The organism is Halobacteriovorax sp. (assembly GCF_041587335.1).
In the GTDB taxonomy this organism is placed as follows: Bacteria; Bdellovibrionota; Bacteriovoracia; order Bacteriovoracales; family Bacteriovoracaceae; genus Halobacteriovorax.
The window spans coordinates 1-20770 of record NZ_JBFGYP010000049.1; the positions used below are offsets into that span (position 1 = coordinate 1).

Below are 20770 nucleotides of genomic sequence, written 5' to 3' on the forward strand. Positions count from 1 at the left end.
GTCATTGTGTTAATCTACTCCCAATTAGAAATGAAGTATCACCACAAAAGAAAATACCTGACTTTTTAAAGTATGTTTCAAACAATATCTTGGATGCTATTGACCACCAGGAGTTTACTTTTGGTTCATTACTTAAAGAGTTAACATTTGAAAGAGATCTTTCTCGAATTCCACTCGTATCTGTTATATTCAATATTGACTTGCAACCACCAGGACAAGGGTTAGATTTTGATAAACTCAAGTGTCACTATGTTACTAATCCTAGACACTTTGAAAATTTTGAAATGTTCATCAATGTCACTGTTTGTGGCGACGAAGTAAATATAGAAAATCAGTTCAATACATCACTCTTTTCAAAAGAGACAATAGCGTCATGGATGTCTTCCTATCAAGAGATACTAAAAGAGCTTACTACTAGTTCTAATGAAGCTTTAGATGAAATAAATGTTGATATATTTATTCCTGAGTATGTTGACTCTATAGACCTTTCAAATAATAACTCTGATTCAATTGTAGAGTATGAGGAGGATGTATTCGATAAAATAAGGAAAATGTGTTGCCGTTTATTAGGAGTCGAAGATATAAGTTCAAAAGATAATTTTTTTCACCTTGGAGGTCATTCATTACTTGCTGGTGAATTAATGGTCGAGCTTAGAAAAGAGCATGGTTTTATATTATCTTTAAAAGACATTTTTAATGCTAAAACAGTGGGGCACTTAGCTTCAATGTGCTCTGAACTATCTGATGATAAGTGTCTTGTAAGTCCTATTCAGAAAAAACATTCAAATAGAGAGTCCGTAAATTTAAGTATTCAACAATTTAGAGTTTGGTATGTTCAAACAGTTAACGAGGATTCAACTCTATTTAATTTACCCTCTTTTAGAAAACTCGGAAAAAACTTAGATGTTAAAGCTTTTCAGAAATCTCTTTTCGAATTCATTGATAGACATCCAGTATTGAATGCAAATATTGTCATGAACTCTTCAACACCAATGTTAAAAATTACGAAAAAAGATTATGACTTCAAAGTTCGAAAAGAACATAAAGATGAGAAAAGTCTATATGAGGCTCTTAAGCTTAAGTCATCTCAAAATATTGATCTAGCTGAGGATCATCTCTTCTCCCCTGAATTATATCAAACTTCTGATGGTGAATATTATCTTTATATGCTCATTCATCATATCCTTTGGGACGGATGGTGTTATGACATCTTTCAAAAGGAAATGACTGAACTTTATAAGAAAAATATGGGATTAGACTCCGAAGAAATTTATTCTTCAGATGTAAATTACCTCGATTATAACATCTGGCAAAAGGAACTCATTAAAAGTGATACAGTTTTAAAACAAAAAAAATATTGGCTAAAAGCCTTAGAGGGTGATCTACCTGTTCTAGATCTTCCTGTCGATTATAAAAGACCTTCTGTTGTAGACTTTCACGGACAGAGTCATTTTATGAAATGGGAAGAGGAAGAGATTGTAATACTAGAAGCATTTGCTAAAAAACATAATACAACGCTCTTTAATGTCTTATTAACAGGTCTCAACGTTTTACTTCATAAATATACGGGTGATGTTGACTTTATTATTGGTATGCCTGTTCAAGGGAGACATTGGAATGAATTGAATCATTTGATTGGATTTTTTGCATCTAATATCGCTATTAGAACTACCTTAGATATAAATACATCTTTTTCTCATAACCTTTTAAAAGTTAAGAATCAAGTGAGCTCTGCTTACTCAAACTCTGATATTCCTTTTGATAATATAGTTAGAGAGCTTAACCTTCCTAGAGACTCAAGTCGTACTCCACTTTACCAGTGCTTTTTTATGTATCAAGATGCAACTAATAGAACTGCAGGTATGCATGATCTTCCTTATATTACTGTGCCTATTGAAAGGGGAGCTTGTCATACTGATCTAGATTTTTGGGCCCGTCGTGATCCAAACGGTATGTCTGGTGGATTTGATTTTATGACTTCTTTATTCAAGAGGGAAACAATTGAGAGAATGGCGCTTGATTATAGAGAAATTCTAAGATGTATTGGAGAAAATGGTAATAGTAATATAAGTGATAATAATCTGATATCACCTTTAAATTTAGAACGTCTACTTTCTACATATAATTCAAATTTAGTAGATTTACCAAGAGATATCTCTGTACATGGTCTGTTTGAGAAACAGGTATTAATTAATCCAGATAAAGTTTGTGTTAGTGATTCTAGTAGTTCATTAACTTATAAACAGTTAAACGAAAAATCTAATCAGCTCGCACATTATCTTGTTGAAAAGGGAGTAAGAGAAGATGATCTTGTAGGTGTCGCAGTTAAGAGAGACATTAATCTCTTTGTTTCTATCTTTGGGATCTGGAAAGCTGGTGCAGGTTATGTTCCTCTTGAACCAGATTTTCCAAAAGATAGACTATTCTATATGATTGATCATTCTAAAGTTAAAGTCTTGGTTACTAATCAAGAGTACGAGAATGAAAATATTTTCAAGGGATTAAGAAAAGTTATAGTTAATTCTAATCATATTGATAACTACAATACATCTAACCTTAATCTCTTAGTTAAACCAGCTCAGACGTGTTATGTAATATATACTTCTGGATCAACTGGTAAGCCTAAAGGAGTACAGCTCGGACAGAGTAGTGTTGTAAATTTTCTTCTATCAATGAAAGAGACTCCAGGTATTGGGAACGATGATGTCTTATGTGCAATCACTACTCTAAGTTTTGATATATCTGTATTAGAATTATATCTTCCACTAATCTCTGGTGCTTCTGTCGTTATAGTAGATCGAGACACAGCAATCTTTGGTGACCAATTAGCTACTGTCTTAAATGAGAGAAATGTCTCTATTATGCAAGCGACACCTGCAAGTTGGAGACTTCTTTTAGATTCTGGTTGGAAAGGTGGCAAGAATTTCAAAGTTTTATGTGGAGGAGAGCCTTTTCCAAAGGACTTAGCGCATACTCTATTAGGTTTATGTGAAAGTGTTTGGAATATGTATGGCCCAACAGAAACAACTGTTTGGTCTACATGCAAAAAATTATCATTAGATGAGAATTCTATCCTAATTGGTAGACCAATAAATAATACAACTATATTTCTGCTTGATGATAAGCTTAAACCTGTTCCTCAGGGAGTTACGGGTAATCTATTCATCGGTGGAAAAGGCCTAGCACTTGGTTATCTTAATCGTAAAGACCTGACTGATGAGAAATTTATTCAATCACCTTTTTCTCCAAACGACATCATTTATGATACTGGCGACCTTGCTCGATACGATACAAACGGTAATCTTGAGTGTCTGGGGCGCAATGATGGGCAGGTCAAGGTTAGAGGCTATAGAATAGAGCTTGGAGAAATTGAATCTGTTTTAGCATCTTTTCCTGGAGTTAAAGAACAAGTCGTCATTGTACGAGAAGATAGGCCTGGAGATGTTAGAATTGTTGCATATTATATTAGTCAAGGCGATATTAATGTTACTAATTTAAGACAACATTTACAAAAGAAACTACCTAATTATATGATTCCATCTCATTTTATAAAAATGGATAGGTTTCCTATGACCTTAAATGAAAAAATAGATCGAAAGAGTTTACCGTCTGTACAAAATATTTCTGATAAGAAATGTAATGAAAATATTGTTTCTGATGTCACTTTATCTAAGACTGAAGAGGACATTCATCAGATATGGTGTGAACTTTTATCTATTCCTAATATCAATATCAATCATGATTTCTTCGATGTTGGAGGTCACTCCTTACTCTCTGTAGAATTATTTGGTAAAATATTTGATAAATATGGTCTTAATCTACCCTTAAGTGTCCTCTTTGATCACGGATCAATTAGTAAGCTGGCTGCGCATATTGACCATGAGCTAACTTCTACAGAAGTAGGTAATACTTCTAGCAGTAATGAAAATAGTTTAGTAGATACTACTTATAAATCCCTTGTCCTAATGCGACCTGGCACAGGTGGCAAACCTGTTTTCTTTTTCCATGGTGTCGGTGGGAATGTTTTAAATTATAGAATTCTCTTCAAGTCTATTCCTTCTGATAGGCCAATATATGGACTGCAGTCCACTGGCATTGATGGTGTATCAGAACTATGTAAAGACTTTGATGAGATGATTACAGAATACTCCTTGGAGATCATGAGTTTACCTCTAAATGGTCCTCTTACTTTTATTGGAGGCTCTATGGGAGGGCTAGTTGCTTATGAGGTTGCTAATTTTTTAAGTCGTGAGGGCGAAGATATAGAAAAGCTAATTATGCTTGATACTTTTGGTCCAAACTATACAAAAAAGAGATCTCGTAGAAAGAAGATTACTTGTTCCAAAATATTTGAAAAACTTCGATGTAAATTGAATCACTACTTTAATAAAGCATCACTTTCATTTTATAAGCTTCTTGGAAGATCTATTCCTCATGATTTAAGGTTTTACTTTGTAGAATTAAATAACTTTAAGCTTATGAGAAGTCATAAAGTATCTAAATATGAAGACCATTTAATTATGATTAGAGGTAGAAAAACTAACTCTGGAAGAAGTGCAGATCCAAACCTTGGGTGGGATGGTATGGTTGGTAGTATTGAAGTTCATTATACTGACTCTACTCATGATGAAATTGTAGAGTCTAAAGATGCAAGAGTATTGCTAAAAGAGATACTTAGTAGGTAGTCGTCTTGGTATTAATTCCAACGAGTTCTTTCAGGACAACTAGAATGTGAGTAATACCACATAAATCGGCCTCAAATTCAATATCTGTTTTTTCATCGCTATCTAAAAAACGTGGGTAAGCTAAAGGATCCGTACTCGGATTTATGAGAGCTGGGTCGCAAGTAGTAGCTGTTTTGACTCCAAGATCCTTTAGGATAGGTAAGTGTTCTGGACTCCAAATTCCAGATGGATAGCAAAAATGATCTAATTCTACACCAAGAAGCTCTTTTAAGTACGCTTTGTTTTCTAGAATTTCCTTTTCACATTGCTCTCTTTCTATAGGGAGTCTATGTCTATGTGTATGAAGTTGAATATCAACACCATTTTTATATGCTTCGAGAATATTCTTATTTGTATCAAGTTTCATAAATTTACTTTCTAAGTTTTTTGAAATCTCTACGCCAAATGTTATTCTAATTTTTTCTAATAATTCTTGTCTTTCATTTTCCTTTAATTCTGTTTCCCCATACTTTATAATTTCCCACATCTTATGATTTTTAACAGGAAGGTCTAATTTTTTTACTAGTTCTCTTGTAGGCTTCTTTTTCCAGAAGAAATACCTTACTGCTAGTCTAAAAATAGGGTTTTGATACTTTTGATAGTAACTTGTAATGTAAATAGTGCTATCGTATGAATACTCTTCTAGAATTGGCAAAGCCAGTTCAAAAGTACTGATAAAGCCATCATCGAATGTAAGGACAGCACTTGGCTTATTTATTTCTGCTCTTATATTCTTTTCGTGTGCATCATTAAGTTTAAGTACATTGATATTATACTTTTTTAATATCTTCATTCGTCGCAGAAAAGTGTCTTGAGCGATGAATAAGCTTGGTATAAAAAGGTGTTCATCTTCATAGGAGAGGCCATGATAGCAAAATATTCTTAGCTTTTTACGTGTTAAGAATAGTGTAAGATTAAATACACCAACTATTTTTAAAATTTTAAAAATAAATATTTTAATTTTGCGCATTAAATTCAGCCTTTATTTCACGTATAGGAACTATTATATATGAAGAATCATTTTTTTTCCTTTAGTATTTTCTTCCTTAGTTTACTCTTCTCTAGTAACTCTTATTCTATATCTGACAGTTTTACTCATAAGGAATGGTCAGGATGGGGGAATGGAATCCACATATATGATCAGTATGTTGGTCAGAAAGAAAATGGCTCTCTTCACTTATCAGTCTCTACAAATCAAAAATCTACCTTCTATAGAAAGTTTACTAATCTCAATCGCAACGAATATACAATTTCCTTTTGGATAAAGGGCTCTAGAGTTCAAGAAGGGAAGTGGAATAGATCGTTTTGGACTTTCTATGATGGTGGCCACGGCGAGAAGAGTTGTTTTGAAGATATTCGAGGCTCATTTGGTTGGAGTCTTGTAAAGTGTCCAGTCAAAGTTAAGAATGGTGAACTCTCTTTTTGGTTCCGATTACAATCAACAGGTAGCGTGTGGATAGATGATTTCTCTATTAATACTAATAAGTCGAAAGATATCTCCTATACCTTAAACTACATAGATCCTACGCCTTTTAAGTATATTGAGGATGAAAGATGTCTGCAAAAGGCAAGAGATGAAGTTAGAGATATTTATCCTAGAGGTGAAGACTATTCACCGTTTAATTCATTTTTAAATGTGATCGGTGAAAAAGTTGCTCACCTAGAAAAAGCTAAGTTTTATAATCTAGATATTGCATCTCTAAGTGATATTCCTTGGTCTAGTTATGATTTCATCGAACTTGTAATTAATCTTCAAGATAGAAGCATGTCTGAAGTTCAAATGGCCATTGAAGATATTGAAAGTGATGGATATTGGAGTAAGTTAAATTTTAAATCAACTCTAGTTCGTGGTGACAATACAATTCTGTTTCCTTTGAAAAGAGCAGTTGGAGAACGTGGATCTACAAAGGATGGAAGGAAGATAGATTATGAAGCGTTGACTAAAATTTGGTTGTCAATAGACCCTGATGGACGCTTCCCTAATTCTGATTTGATTTCTTTAAAGAGGATCACGTTGAGGAAGAGAAAACATGTGCAGACATTCAAAGGACTTAGACTTTTTGATTTTGTAGAGAGATCTGATGATGCTTATGATTGCTTCAACCCCGTTACTCCTTTTCATGTTCTTACAGCTAATGATGAGTTTGGCTTTTCAAAGAAGGTCGACAAGAGTCATGACTCAATATATTCAGATAAATTAAATAGAGATACCCTCTTAGTTAACGAGAATGAATTCAAGGTTCGCTTACCAAACGGTAAGTATAAAATCTTCCTGAATTGGAATATGTTAGGTTATTGGGATGTTCCATTTTGGCATAAGAGAACACTTTCAATCCAAGATGAAGTTGTGAAAATAGAAACTAGATCAAATGTCGATGAATATTTAAAAGACTTCCTTAGATTTGAAAATATTGAACCTTCTCATGGGGACCACCCCTGGGATCTTTATTTATCAGATGTTTTTAAACCTCTTGAATATGAGGTAGAAGTAAAAAACAATCAGTTAAAGCTTGTTCTCTCTGGTGATGAGTCTGGTATTGCCCTAAATTGGATGGCCATTTACCCTGTTATTGAAAAAAAGAAGGGAGCAGAGTTTATAGAGAAGTTAAATAGACAATTAAGAGATGACTTCAAACTTATTGGTCGATATTCTCCTGGTGTTATTAAGGACGTTCAAGAGACTCACGTATCAGTTCTTGATAGTTTATCTAGAGTGACGCCTTTAGGTGTATATAGAGTAGCTAAGAAAAAAATTAATAAATCTACATTAAGAGGAGTAAAGAATGTATTCAACTTTGTTGCCTTTAGTAATAATGAGGAATCACTAGAAATTAGTGTTGAATCAAAACAGAGTAAGTGTTTTTCTTATGAGTGGAATAGAGGTCAATATCAATTTATCTCTCAAGACCGTAACCATGAAACATATATAATAGGTACAAAGCAGTTAAGAAAATTAAATACTAAAAGTATAATACCTACAAAAATAAACAATCAGCTTCTATTAAACCTTGTTGTCTTAGAAAGTTGCGCGCAAAGTAATCTAAACTTAACTGCTAAAATAAAGCTTGGAGATAAGGCATACTCCTTTCCAATTAGTATCAATATTTTAAAAGGGTCGTTAGATGACTTAGACATCCCTGTTGGATTTCTTGGATTCAACCCATTATCCTACAAGTACTATCGTACAGATTATAATTCAAGTGATGTAAATAAAAGTATAAAAGATTGGTCCTTCAAGTACTTGGAAAGAGTTACTAAAGATGGTTTTACAACTTTCAGTACTGCTAATGATCCTACAGACCCTCTCTTTAATAACATAATGAACTCTGCAAAAATTAGTAATAAAATAAGAACCGTATTTTCGTACGGTTCTGATAAAGACCTTACAGAATATCTACTTAAGTCTAATTCTGCAGAGATAAATCTCTTTAAGAAGAAATTGAAGCAATGGCCAAAATTCGTCCATACTTTTTCAGATGAGGCCGGTGGTTACTCTGATCGTATGAAAGAGGATATTTCTATTGGAACAAAACTTAAAAAGAAAGCTCCTTTCTTACTTTTAGGAGGTTTTTCTTCAATGGATAAATCTCATAGAAGAATTAATAAAATCTTTGATGAAGGCTCATACTCCAACCTGAATAATAAAGAGCTCCGTAATATTAAGAAATGGGGGATATATAATCCGGCTAGTCTTCCTCTGGATAATCCTCAATTTGCTTTTGGCGCAGGGCTGTATGTTTTAAGGTCTAAAGGGCTATCTCATTTACTAGGGTGGCACTTGAGTGCGAATCAAAACTATCCTTACTATGACTTAGATGGTCGTGAGAATGATGCAATGATGTTGTACCCGACTTCTTCAGGTGAACTCCTGTCTACTATTAAATATGAGCAAGCAATTCAAGGAGTCATAGATTACAAATTATTAAAATTTTTAGAGATAAAGGCAAAGTCCTCGGGACATCAGGGAAAAAAAGCTCTGTCTTGGCTTAAAACTATTCGTAATAAAAATATCCTCGATAGAAAAAAAGGATATATAAATAATAAGCCTCCTAAACTTCTTTCTAGCGGAGAAATAAGAACAAAAGTTTTTTACTTTCTTAAGAAGCTATAGTATATACCTCTTTCTCAATCACTACTTTAGTCAGGACTATGTAACTTTTATTCTATTATGAAAAAGTTACTGCATTAGAATTATGCTGATGCTAAATTCCGGCTAAATTAATCATTGAGATTGGGGGAGTTCATGTCTGCAACTGAATTTTTTAGCTTAACAAATTTTAATATTACAGGGTATTTCTATACGAATAATCCACTGTTTAGTGCTGTTAAAGTTGAGGATCGTTGTAGTGGATTTATCTCTAGAGTACTCGCTCTTATAATGCTTATACTTTTTTCACCTCTATTGTTAACTGTTGCTGCTGTAATAAAGCTTAGCTCAAATGGAGCTGTGTTTTATAAGCAGGTTAGAGTTGGTAAAGATGGTAAAGAGTTTGAAATCATTAAATTTAGAACTATGTTTACTGATGCTGAAGCTAAGACTGGTGCAGTTTTGGCAACTAAAGATGATGTTCGTGTAACTAAAGTAGGTAAGCTTTTAAGAAAATCACATATTGATGAGCTTCCACAGTTACTAAATGTTCTTCGAGGTGAAATGGTTTTTATTGGCCCACGTCCAGAGAGACCAGTGTTTGTTGAAGACTATGATCAAAGTATTCCAAATTATACAAAGAGAAAGCTAGTTAAGCCTGGAATAACAGGCTTTGCTCAGATTTGTTTACCATATGATGCAGTAGCTAAAGAGAAAATTGTCTATGATAGTTTCTATATTGATAATAAAGAATCTCTTCTTTTTAATGTTATGATTTGTTACTACACAATTAAAAAGATGGTATTTTTTAAATCTTTCTCTGAGCTTTCAGCTTAATCAGAATCAAATATTTTTATGAAAACATGGCCTGCTAATATGCAGGCTTTTTTTGTCAAAAATGAATATTGAATTAATAGTGTATCGATTAATTTAATACTTAGTTTCTCTAAGCTTTAACTATGTGAATATTCTCTCAATTTAAGGCCTGTACTGATAAAGCTCGCTCTCCTACAGACAGCAGAGAGAGAGCTTTAATAAATTGTGTCTATAGGTTATCAAGCTCTATAGTGTAGGCGACTCCGATCTTAGCAAACATTAATGCATGAACAGCATTGTTGTTTGACTTATCAAAGGTGTCTTCAGAAGTGTGTTCATAGGGGTTTTGCTCACTTGGAATAGCATCTACAGGAAAGCTTGCATGATAGCTTTCATAGTTCCAGGCAGCATGATCAGAGCATCCATAACCACAAGGTACATAGCCCCAATTCACTTTTAAATACTCATCTATGATCATGGCAAGGAAGTTATTTTGCTTTTTTGATGTATTGTCGTCAATGAGTGCCATATCATAAGTTGTTCCCTTATAATTCACACCATCAATTTGTAGAATACCATCGACTTCAATATCTTTCTCAGCATACTCTCTTGCTATTTCATAAGATCCTAGGATTCCAACTTCTTCTGCAGCGTAGGCTATGAACTGAACAGTCTTAGTGGGCTTAAAATTCGTTTTCATCAATACGCGAAGTATTTCATTTAAAACTCCTATACCTGCTGCATTATCATTTGCGCCTGGTGCATGGGAGTGAATACCTTCATCATCTGTATTGATTGAGTCAGCATGTCCTCCGACAATGATTCTTTTATCGCTCTTTCCTTTTATAGTTAATATTACTGATGGTTGTGGAGACTCTTTATGTTTGTAATATTCTATGCTTACATCATTTCTGTGAGCCGTTAATTCTTTCCAGTTATTATAGATCCACTGCATAGTCTCAAGGCCTTCTTTACTGGCATGATATCTTGTGTGGTAGGAAGTTAAATGAATAATATCTTTTGATATATTTGGCTCACTAAGAAGATCCATTGCAACTTTAACTTCAGTTTTCTTGTTTATAGAATATTTGATATTATTTTCGCGCCATGATTTTTGACTAAGTATTCTTTTTCTTGCTGAAGGCCTTTCTGGATGCTGTATAAAGCCTCCATGACGTTTTAATGACTTCTTTATGAACCTTGATAGCTTTGGAAGGTTTTCTTTCTTAATTTTTGAATAATAAACTCCATCTGTTAAGCTTATTGGTAGAATGCCTAAGTGCTTTGATTTATTATTATCTTCTAGGGCCTGCTTCACTTCTTGATCGAATGAAACCCACTTGCTTTCAGCAAAAGTTGACGTTGATACTAATAAGCTAAAAATTAATACTTTGTTCATACACTTCTCCAGTTAAGAGATACTTAGCACAGTAGTTACCCTAATAACCATTTTTATAAATTTATTACATATTTATTGATAGGGGGCATAGAAAGCTGTAGATATACGCTCTACAAGGAAATTATTTATGATGCTTAAGACTCTAATTTCAATTCTATTTCTATTAGTCGCTAGCGCTGTGAATGCATTTCCTATTACTTATAAGTCAGAAACATCCACATTTCGAAAATTTGCAACTCTTCTAAATGAAAATAACCATTATAAAATTACTGTTTTTAAGCAAAATCGTGGCGATTTTCAGGAGTTTGTTGAGTCTAATGTATTTACTAACAGTAAGGAGGCTAGCCTGTGGTTAGCTAAAAAACATCCTTCTCTTAAGGAAGGTAAGTTATCTAAGTGGTCTCTTCTATCTGATAGTGGTAAGCGAAAATCAAAAGAGTTCTGGATTGTTGAAAATTACTGGAACAGTGAATGGGAGCAAAAGTATGCTTCTTGGATAGAGAAAGAAGTTGATTCAGAATTTTTTTATCGTCACAAAATTGAAACAGACTGTGCTGACATTGTTGTAGGGCTTAGATGGATCTTTGCTCGTAAATACAAGCTTCCAGCTGCTAATCGGCTGACATCAACTGGAGACTTGTTTACGCAAGATGATGTACCAAGAAAGTGGCGTAAATTACCAAGACATAAGAATTGGTATAGCGATCAGTTATTTTTAAGAGCACTGAACTTTTTAATGAATAGTACTACTAGTTGGTCATTAGAGCGTGATAGTTTTCCTGTAAAATTAGACCAAGAGGGATTAATCGCTGGTCGATATATTATCAATAATAAGAATAACTCTTGGCATACACGTCTTTTTTCACAAAGTGATTATGCTGAGAACAACTTTATACCATTATATACTTGGGCATCAACATCTCCACGAGATAGAAGACTACTTATCAAAGAAATATATCTTGATGAGGGTTGGCCTACTGATGGCTCTCTAGAGATACTTGCACATAAGTGGCCCATTAGAACTAGACGGTCATGGAGGCTTGCTAGACATGAAGAGCATCCTGATTATGGCCCTAATCAATTCGAAGGAGATGGGCTTGAAAAAGGTGAAGAGTTTTATAAATCTTTATTTAAGAGAATTAAGCCTTCTCATTCTATTGCTTCACTTTTAGACTTTTCACTAGAGGAGTTAAAAAATTATATCAATCAAAGAGTTGATATAGTTGAAAAAGGAGCTTCATTCTGTAGTGTTAATGACTGCTCTGAAGGGAGCTTTAACTGGGATAATTGGAGTACTCCAAGTCGTGATAGAAAGGTTGAAGAGAAGTTTAAAAAGTATGAGTTAATTTTTTCAACATATAAGTATGAGGAGGGAGATACCCACCAAAAATGGATACATGGGCTTAATAGCACTTTTGTCTTTATAGAGGGATTAAAGCTTAGTCTTTCAGATATTCTCTATATTTGGGAAAGTGGCCTTTATTCAAGTGACCCAAGTGTCTCCCTAGAGAAAAGGTGGGGATTAAACTTCTCTGATCACTTTATTTCTTACTCGCAAAACTTAAAAGATCTTTTTTCCAAAAGAGAAGAGCGCTTAAGTGAAACAGATTGTACGTATGGTTGTAATTCAAATTCAGGAAACTGGTGGGATTACCACACGTACCATATAGATGCTCAAATTCTAAAAAATTATTCTCGCTATCATGACCTATGTGATTATTATGATAATTCTAAGAAGTGTGTTGAAGATAAAGCTCGTATCTTTTCACAAACTATTAAGCAGCTAGACTTTGAGCTTTCATTAGATGAATGGGAGAAGAGAATTCCATTGTTTAATTCAGACCCTCGAGCTTCGATAGATCGAAAATTAGGTTTATTAAAAGATGTGAGCACTTTTGTATTTGGTAAATTTGATTCATTATTTATAGCAAAAAATAGTTTCGCCTTACTCAATAATATGGAAATTGTTGACTTAATTTCGAGTGAAAGCGTTAGAAAAGCTCAAAAGGGAGAAGAACTCCTTCTCCATAGTCGAGGACAATACTTCTCTATAAAGAATAATGTACTAAGTGCAAATGTTACTAGTGGACTCTCTGAGCTCTATAAATTTTCAGGAAAAGTTAAGAGTTTTCAAAATGAAAATTCTTTTATTTTCTATGATAGCTCATCAGTTATTGTTGTCGATATTGAAACTCTCAAGCTTTCTAAAGTATCAGAAGGAGTTATTCACTCAGTAGAGGACTATAAAGACATCCTGCTCATTTGGACAAGTAATGGTGGGCATATCATAAAGTTAGATGAACTTGAAAAAATTTCAACTTTAGATTCATTTTATCAAGGTAAGGTTGATCAGATCTATCTAGATGATAGCTTTATAGTAGGTCAATTTTCATACAAAGATGAAGATAGATATTGTCCTTTTCTTTATAAATTAAAAGATCATGAATTCTCTTGCCTAGTTAATGGTAAATCAAAGCTTGAGTTCTACTCAAAACCTGCTAAAACTCTTGCGTACTCTGTAGATGTCGATAGTGTTAAGAAAAATATCTTTATTTCAAGTCTGGAGAAATTTAGGCTTAAATCCTCACTATTTTTAAGTAACTTCCTTGATCATTATGAAGTCACTAACGATGGAATTTTATTATTAACAGATATGGGGAGCTACTATGAGCCGTCAGGCAATAGAACTTTTTATAAGTATAGCTTTAATAAATTAGAGAGATTAGACCTTTCGGCCATAAGTTATTTCTACAGAGATAACTACTTTCAATATTCTGATAATGAATTAAGCCTATTAACTGTGTCAGAGGAAGTCTTTAAATTACCATCAAGAATAGATTTCTCTGTTCAAAGTGAAGATTACACTAAGTCTGCAGGAGATGCTCTTATATGGAGGTTAAATGCCGGTAGAGGTGATCTTCAAGGTGTTGGTGGGGTAATATTTGATTTATTCAGCTTCGAAAGTGGCTCCGAGATATATCCAGATTTATCTATAAATTACGGTTACTTAGAGTTGAGTGAATCTAGACAATCTAGGCTAGAAGAGAAGTTTCATAACATTGACGTATATTCAGGTACTGTTACTGCTCTAGGAGAGAATACTATTCTTTGGATTAATAAGTAGTAACTTTTTTTAAATCTATAATATTTACAAATAAATGAGAAATTACACGACCCTCCTGTTTTATTTGGTATTAGGTATTCATAAATAAAGTAATAATATTTTAAATCGGAGAAAAGCATGAAAATACGCGTGCCTGCTTTAGCAGTACTTTTATTCACTTCAAATGTATTTGCTACAAGTTATCTAACTTTAAATGACATGAAAGATACTGTTATTGATGACAATATAAACATTGCTCTCGCGTACGAAAACTATATTGAAGCAAAAGAAACTGCAAGTGTAAGAACTTTAGATCTTCTTCCAAGTGTTAATGTTGATGTGTTCTTATATGATTATGAATATACAATCCTAAGATCTGTAATTCCAGAGCCATACAAGTATTTTGATGCTAAAGCTGCAAAAGAGATGGCAAAGGCCGCTTCAGTAAATCGCCGTGTAGTTCAAAAGAATATGATTCTAGATCTAGAAAAAACATTTTATATCATGAATCTTAACAAAGAACTTCTTGTATCATTTGAAAAAGAGAAAGCAATTAAAGATGAGATTAAAAATCGTTCTTATGAGTCTTATGTATTAGGGGACATGTCATTTTCTCGTTACAATAACTACCATAGAAGTTCGATTGTCGCTGGTACAAATACTCTAGTTACTAAAGAAGTTATTGATACTCAGGAGCTTGCACTTAAGCTAATTTTAAGAGTAGATGATTTAACTGAGGCTATATCATTAGAGAAGCCTCGCTTTGATAATATTTACTTTGATTACCCTGAGAGTGTGGAAGTTGCCGCTGATCTTGCTGTCGAAAGAAGTTTCGAAGTGAAGCAGTTTGATTATTTATTAGAAGCTGCTGAGTACAGAGAAGACTCTGAGGCCATTTCTTGGCTTTCTTGGTCAGGAATTGGGTTTGATTATCCAGCTAGAGTTAGAGTTGCTAAGTCTAATGTAAGACAAGTTGAGCTTGAAAAGAAAAAAACTATCATTGAAATTAGAAATCAGGTTGCAAGCCTTTACACTCTTATTAATAGAATTGAACAGAAAGTAGAAAGTTATAAGCAACTTAAAGAAATTGCAGATGAAAATCTAGAGAATGTTAATTTAGACTATGACAACTTGCTAGTTGATTTTATAGAAGTCAAAGATGCAGAAATTGATTCTCTTGTTCTAGAGAGAAAGCTAACTTCACTTAAGTATGAAAAAGAGATCTTACTGATTAGGCTTAAGAGGGTTTTAGGTATCAATATGCTTGATCTTCCAACAGTTCCTGCAAGTTTAGCTAACCTTTAATATTGGGATTTTATATGAATGCGTACATCTTAAAAATATTAATAGCAGCGATACTTTCTATAGGAATTACTCATGGGAAACTCCCTGCTATCTTTTCAACACTTGAGTCTAGATTAAATGAGATTTCAGTTGTTAATGAAGAGGATAGTTCATTAGGAGAATTGAAAGATACTTCGGTCAATCAAAATATTGATATAGAGCTATCTCATGAAAATTACTTTAAAGCTAAGAGAGAAGTCAATATTGCTCGTTCTCAATTTAGCCCGTTCTCAACTGGTCAAGCTCTCGGGATGTCTCTAGGTTTAAATTACCTTTGGGAAGCAGTAATTACAGAAGCGATTCTATCTATTCCTATGAAAGCTTTTAATGTGAAAAGTAAGAAGTATATAAGGAAAGCTCAATACTATAATTATAAACAAATGCAAGAGAGTATTGAGAATGATATGGCACATCTATATTATGACATTCTTATTCATGAAATGGTGCTAAAAACAATTGATCTTGAAGCTGAACTTATAACATCATTTTATCAGGATAGACTAACAGAGCAAGAAGAAGAAACTCAAGAGCAAGAAGAAGAAAGAATTGCTCTGGAAACAGAATTAAATAAAAGACTTCTTTATCTAGGAATTGAAAGACTTGATATTGAAATGCTTTATATTAAAGAATTAGAAGCTTTTAGAAATTTATTAGCAATTTCATTTGATACTCCTGTAGATAGCATTGCTCCGGTTGAGTCTGTACTTGATTTAGAAAAAATCAAAGATATTGATGTTAATAGTCTCAAACATGATTCGCTTTATAAAAATTCAAAATTTCTATTTTATGCCAATCTCACTGCTGCTTATAAGGCTAAGGTTAAATCAACTAAATGGTCTATTATTACATTTGGAGGATTACGTTTTTCTTATGGTAAGAGAGTTAGACTTGCTGAAGCTGAGCACAGACAAGCTCAACTAAGAGAAAATAGTGAGGCAAGAAAAGTCAGAGTTAATTTAATTGGGAGCTATGATAAATTACTTTCTTCAACTCAATTATCTAAGCATCATTCTTCAATTTATAATCAATCTTTAGCACTCTTCAATGAAGTAATTGATAATAATGAATATGGTCTTATAAGTGATGATAATGCACTAAGAATTTCTTTAGACTTACTAAGTGACTATAGAGACTTTGCTTTAGCAAAATATAAATCATTATCATCGTTTGATGATTTCAACTTTGCAAGTAAGGCCAGTTTGGATATCTCAGGGTTTTACAAGCATTAATAAGTTTGTAGATGGCCTATCGAATTACCTCATTCTTTACTGAGGTTATTTGAATATGAAGTATGAATTAAAATTTAGCATTATTAAAGAAATATTAAATACAATAACTTTAGGAGATACTCAGATGAGATCACTATTAATATCATTATCATTATTTATAACATTGAACGTGCAGGGGATGAATGCACTTTTAGTTCCAACTGCAGAATCTATTGATAAGTGTTTGGAAACAACTGGATTACTTTTATGTCAAGATGACCTTGAGAGTCGTATTAGATCAATGAGTCTCAATGCTAGAGGAGAGCTGGTTTACTTCCTAAAAGATAAAATGGAAGGACTTTCAAATGAAGCTATAATAAATCTTTATACTGAATTTAAGAAATTAGTTCCTGTTTATGAAGAACTTGATGGATGTGATAAGTGGTCATGTCGTGATGCTAAGGAGTTTTTAGGTGATGTTTCAATTGAGTACATTAAAATTACACCTGTTGATTCTGACTTTTTAATTGAACTTTTTAAAGAACAACCTGTTCAATCTGCAAGGTATGGTTTTTTGTCTACAATGCACAACTTATCTAAAAAGTATGAAACAATTAGTGAAATTAATGAAGTCGTAACCTTTGCTGAGTTTGCTAAAGAACATGTTAGAACAGTCGGTGATGAATACTATCTTTATGAGTCTGCTGTAAATCTCGTAGACAGTATGACTAAAAAGGTTATGTTACTTGAACCTAAATATGAAGGTGTTTATTCTGTAACTTTTGTTGATCCTGAATTAAATGAACAAATAAAAATCGATAGAATTTCTGTGATGGATTCGAACTCTAACTCAGGTTTAGTTATTACTATGAATAACTCAGGAGCTAGATTAGAAAAGTTTGCTTTTTATCAAGCAGGAATACTTGGTAATACACTTTTTAGTAATGAGGACGTATATAGTAATCAACAAAACTTTTCTGGTACAGCTGTAAAATTTGATTTAGACCCTGAATCAGGAAGTATTAGTGGAGTGTTTTTCTCTGAAAGGTTTGGTACTGCTGAGTTCACTGGATCTCAAATTGTTGGAACTCGTCAAGTATCTGAGGGAACTGATAAGTTAGATTTAAATACTGAAGACTTCATTGGTAAGTATGATCTAAAGGTTGGTGATATAGATCTTACTCTTAAGGTTTTAAAAAGACGTTCTGATTCTCCAAAAATTGAAGGAGCTCTATATAATAGAAATGTTCTTATGAATTTTTCTAAAGTTAAATATAATGCAGGTAGAGGTGTACTTGAGCTAGTAGACTCAAAAAATAAACGAAAACTTGTTCTTGGTGTTACTGAAGTTGAAGGTAAGCTTGTTTTAGATGGTGTATTCTTCAATGTTATCATGAATAGTATTACTGCTGCTCAGTCTTTATAATACCGACCTTTTTAAGTCAGTACTATTGTAAACCCCTTGTCTAAGGGGTTTTTTTACTTCTAATTGCAATATATTCCACATCTATTTACCCTTTTATTTTATTCATACCTTTGAGTGAAGAGTCGATAAGCTTCTCAAGGAGAATTTATGAAGTCGCTAAATGGGTTATTTTTTATATCTATTCTTATTTTTACATTCAGTTGTAAAGTTGAGGTTCCTTCTGAAGACGAAGGAGAGTTTCGGTCTGATGATATTGAATCAAAGTCTTATTTAGATGATCGCCAATCTTCAGAGTATAAAATATTAGGAATTGGTGGTGGTGGTGCAATGAGTGGGATCTCTATTTCTCCTTATAGCTCTCTATGGTTTGTTGGGACAGATATGGGAACTCTGTTTAGAAGTGTCGATTTTGGAAAAACGTGGGATGCTGTTTATCATCTTGAAACAGTATTCTCTCCAGATATCGATCATGCTGTCTCTGTAGGGTTTTCTTCAAACCCTGATGTTTTGTTTCATGCTCCTGGAGGCCAATTTCCTGTCCGTAGTGTTGATGGAGGAAAAAGCTGGGATCGTATTAATATTGGTCTTGATGATGATGAATATATTAGGTATTGGCGTGGAGATAGTTATAATGAAAACTTAATGATAAGTGGAACGACTAAGGGAATGATAATTAGTCGAGACCAAGGTCAAAACTGGACACGAATATCTGACTTTTATACAGACTCTCTTGGTACCTATATAGATTACACTACAAAAAGTGACCATGTTATTTATCATGCAGTTGCTGATGGTATATATAAATCTATTGATAGTGGAGAGAGTTTTAGTAAGTTCTATACTCCTACAAATGGTTTAAGTATTAGAAAGTTTACCGCTGGGAGAGACTCGAGTGGGCTCACTCTATCTTTTATTGATGATAATGGTATTGATGCTTGTTCTTGGGCGTTTGATTTTGAATCCGAGGAAGGTGCTGACCGAGTTGAAGAGACTATTAAACACTGTGGTTTTTTATGGGTTGGAAATTATGATGGTACGTTTTCACAAACTAATCAAGTTGGTGGCGATCATATTAAGATGGCCGAAAATGATTCTAAAACTATTTTTACAACTGGTAGTAGGTATTGGATTAGGCAATATGGAACAAAAGTTTGGAAAAGTGTAAATCGTGGATCAAACTTTGATTTAAAACTACATCAGTATAACTGGGATGTTACACCTTACGCTGCCTGGCCTGAAGAGAAAATAGAATATAGTGCTCCTGCTATTGAGCAAGGATGGTGGGATGATGGTTATGAAAGTTTTGAAATTAACTTAAGAAACTCTTCAACTGTTGCTGGCTCTGGACAATTTTTCTTACATGTTTCTAGAGATGGTGGTGATTATTGGTCGGCACCATTTACAGAATATGCAGATGTTGGAGAGAAGGTAAAAGGTAAAAAGTGGAAGTCTATTGGGTTAGAGGTAACTACTGTCTATAACTTCTCTTTCCATCCGGCTAACCCAAAGCTAGGTTACGCTGCTATGGCAGATATTGGAGGAATGGTTACAGAGGATGGTGGAAAAACATTCAGAATTTCGCAGGCGCTTTATAATAGTAATTATGATTATGCTTTTCCTGCTAATGACGAAAATATCGCTTTCGCTGTCTCCGGCAGTTCTCATGACTATCCTGAAGGATGGCACTCATGGCCTCATAAGGGGAGTGGTGGTGTCTTTAAGACTGAAGATAAAGGGCATAGCTGGATAAGAGTCACTCCTCTTGATGACGATTTTAATCGTCAATTTTTAACAATTGCCTATGATCAGAATGAAGACAGGATTTACGCTGGTTCACATGGAGATGGAGTAATATATTCTCCTGACGCTGGTAAAACTTGGAGTTATATTAATTCAGGTTTACCAAGTGGTGTAAAAGTGATTCCTCAGATTGAGGTTGATCCAGAGAATGGAAACGTTTATGCGTTAGTTACAGGTGACGCTCCTGAATTTAGTAATAGAGAAGAAACAGGTTTATATATTTTAGAAGTAGACTCAGGCAGCACCTCTTGGAGACTGTTGAGAGGAGTTGTTCATCATCCACAAGAGGTAGAAGAGCAATATAAGCTTTGGTACTATCCTACGGCGTTTGCAGTTGATTTTTCCGAAGGAAGTGACCGACAAACAATTTGGCTTGGTGATTATGAAAATAATAAGAACTGGCTTGCCACTGGTATATGGAAAACTGAGGATGGAGGTGAAAATTGGTACCGGCATATTCAATACACACATCCTACATCTATTGTTATGGATCCAAATGATTCAAATAGCATTTATTTGAATGGTCGGTGGCAAATTGAGGGTACATGGGGTGATGGTGGTTTAATTTACACTAGGGATGGTGGAGAGACGTGGAAAAAGAACCTAAGCGTACCTCTTCAGCACAACGGTTACCATACTACATTAGACCCTTCTGATCCAAGTAAGATATTTTATACATTCTTTGGTAATGGATTGATGTATGGTCCTAAACCTGAGTAATATTAAGCGTTTAGGTTAGGATCATTTTTACATGGTGCGTTGAAAATTGTTTAGTTTCTGCTATATTGACAAAATATATAGGAGAACTTTATGAGTGTAGAAATAGGCAAGGGAGTCAATGACCCTTTAGCTAGTATTGTGCA

Annotated in this window: 10 protein-coding genes; 8 read left to right on the forward strand and 2 right to left on the reverse strand. The window is 33.8% G+C overall.

Features of this window, described 5'->3' with window-relative positions; translation table 11 throughout:
• A partial coding sequence (locus ABX784_RS08890) for an amino acid adenylation domain-containing protein (RefSeq protein WP_372654672.1) occupies window positions 1–4685 on the forward strand: 4685 nt, incomplete at its 5' end.
• Here ABX784_RS08890 and ABX784_RS08895 read toward each other — a convergent pair.
• Window positions 4675–5694 carry a polysaccharide deacetylase family protein gene (locus tag ABX784_RS08895; RefSeq protein ID WP_372654673.1) on the reverse strand — a complete coding sequence of 340 codons (1020 nt, stop codon included), beginning with the start codon at window positions 5692–5694 and terminating at the stop codon, window positions 4675–4677. The genes ABX784_RS08890 and ABX784_RS08895 overlap by 11 nt on opposite strands.
• Window positions 5695–5733: 39 nt before the next feature.
• On the opposite strand from ABX784_RS08895, the gene ABX784_RS08900 reads away from it, so the two are divergent.
• Both ABX784_RS08900 and ABX784_RS08905 read left to right on the forward strand, forming a co-directional pair.
• Window positions 5734–8835 (forward strand): hypothetical protein, encoded by a 3102-nt coding sequence (locus tag ABX784_RS08900; RefSeq protein ID WP_372654674.1) that lies wholly within the window; start codon window positions 5734–5736, stop codon window positions 8833–8835.
• 132 nt (window positions 8836–8967) lie between these two features.
• Window positions 8968–9648, forward strand: coding sequence for a sugar transferase (locus tag ABX784_RS08905; protein WP_372654675.1), 681 nt, complete (start codon window positions 8968–8970; stop codon window positions 9646–9648).
• Window positions 9649–9856: 208 nt separating this feature from the next.
• Here ABX784_RS08905 and ABX784_RS08910 read toward each other — a convergent pair whose 3' ends face one another.
• Window positions 9857–11026, reverse strand: a complete 1170-nt coding sequence (locus ABX784_RS08910; RefSeq protein WP_372654676.1) for a M20/M25/M40 family metallo-hydrolase — start codon at window positions 11024–11026, stop codon at window positions 9857–9859.
• A 127-nt stretch (window positions 11027–11153) separates the two neighbouring features.
• Here ABX784_RS08910 and ABX784_RS08915 point away from each other — a divergent pair, with 127 nt between their 5' ends.
• From ABX784_RS08915 to ABX784_RS08935, 5 genes are all read left to right on the forward strand, one after another.
• Window positions 11154–14150 carry a hypothetical protein gene (locus tag ABX784_RS08915; protein WP_372654677.1) on the forward strand — a complete coding sequence of 999 codons (2997 nt, stop codon included), beginning with the start codon at window positions 11154–11156 and terminating at the stop codon, window positions 14148–14150.
• A gap of 117 nt (window positions 14151–14267) precedes the next feature.
• A complete protein-coding gene (locus tag ABX784_RS08920; RefSeq protein ID WP_372654678.1) occupies window positions 14268–15434 on the forward strand; it encodes a TolC family protein in 1167 nt (388 codons plus the stop codon).
• A gap of 14 nt (window positions 15435–15448) precedes the next feature.
• Window positions 15449–16702 carry a hypothetical protein gene (locus ABX784_RS08925; protein ID WP_372654679.1) on the forward strand — a complete coding sequence of 418 codons (1254 nt, stop codon included), beginning with the start codon at window positions 15449–15451 and terminating at the stop codon, window positions 16700–16702.
• 124 nt (window positions 16703–16826) lie between these two features.
• Complete coding sequence (locus ABX784_RS08930; RefSeq protein WP_372654680.1) at window positions 16827–18107, forward strand: hypothetical protein; 1281 nt, start codon at window positions 16827–16829, stop codon at window positions 18105–18107.
• Window positions 18108–18254: 147 nt separating this feature from the next.
• Window positions 18255–20627 (forward strand): WD40/YVTN/BNR-like repeat-containing protein, encoded by a 2373-nt coding sequence (locus ABX784_RS08935; protein WP_372654681.1) that lies wholly within the window; start codon window positions 18255–18257, stop codon window positions 20625–20627.
• Window positions 20628–20770: the final 143 nt, after the last annotated feature.

What these genes read in the sequence shown, in the direction of transcription:
- ABX784_RS08895 (WP_372654673.1), bottom strand. Translation starts at nt 5,694, where the DNA reads ATGCGCAAAATTAAAATATTTATTTTTAAAATTTTAAAAATAGTTGGT.
- ABX784_RS08900 (WP_372654674.1), top strand. Translation starts at nt 5,734, where the DNA reads ATGAAGAATCATTTTTTTTCCTTTAGTATTTTCTTCCTTAGTTTACTC.
- ABX784_RS08905 (WP_372654675.1), top strand. Translation starts at nt 8,968, where the DNA reads ATGTCTGCAACTGAATTTTTTAGCTTAACAAATTTTAATATTACAGGG.
- ABX784_RS08910 (WP_372654676.1), bottom strand. Translation starts at nt 11,026, where the DNA reads ATGAACAAAGTATTAATTTTTAGCTTATTAGTATCAACGTCAACTTTT.
- ABX784_RS08915 (WP_372654677.1), top strand. Translation starts at nt 11,154, where the DNA reads ATGATGCTTAAGACTCTAATTTCAATTCTATTTCTATTAGTCGCTAGC.
- ABX784_RS08920 (WP_372654678.1), top strand. Translation starts at nt 14,268, where the DNA reads ATGAAAATACGCGTGCCTGCTTTAGCAGTACTTTTATTCACTTCAAAT.
- ABX784_RS08925 (WP_372654679.1), top strand. Translation starts at nt 15,449, where the DNA reads ATGAATGCGTACATCTTAAAAATATTAATAGCAGCGATACTTTCTATA.
- ABX784_RS08930 (WP_372654680.1), top strand. Translation starts at nt 16,827, where the DNA reads ATGAGATCACTATTAATATCATTATCATTATTTATAACATTGAACGTG.
- ABX784_RS08935 (WP_372654681.1), top strand. Translation starts at nt 18,255, where the DNA reads ATGAAGTCGCTAAATGGGTTATTTTTTATATCTATTCTTATTTTTACA.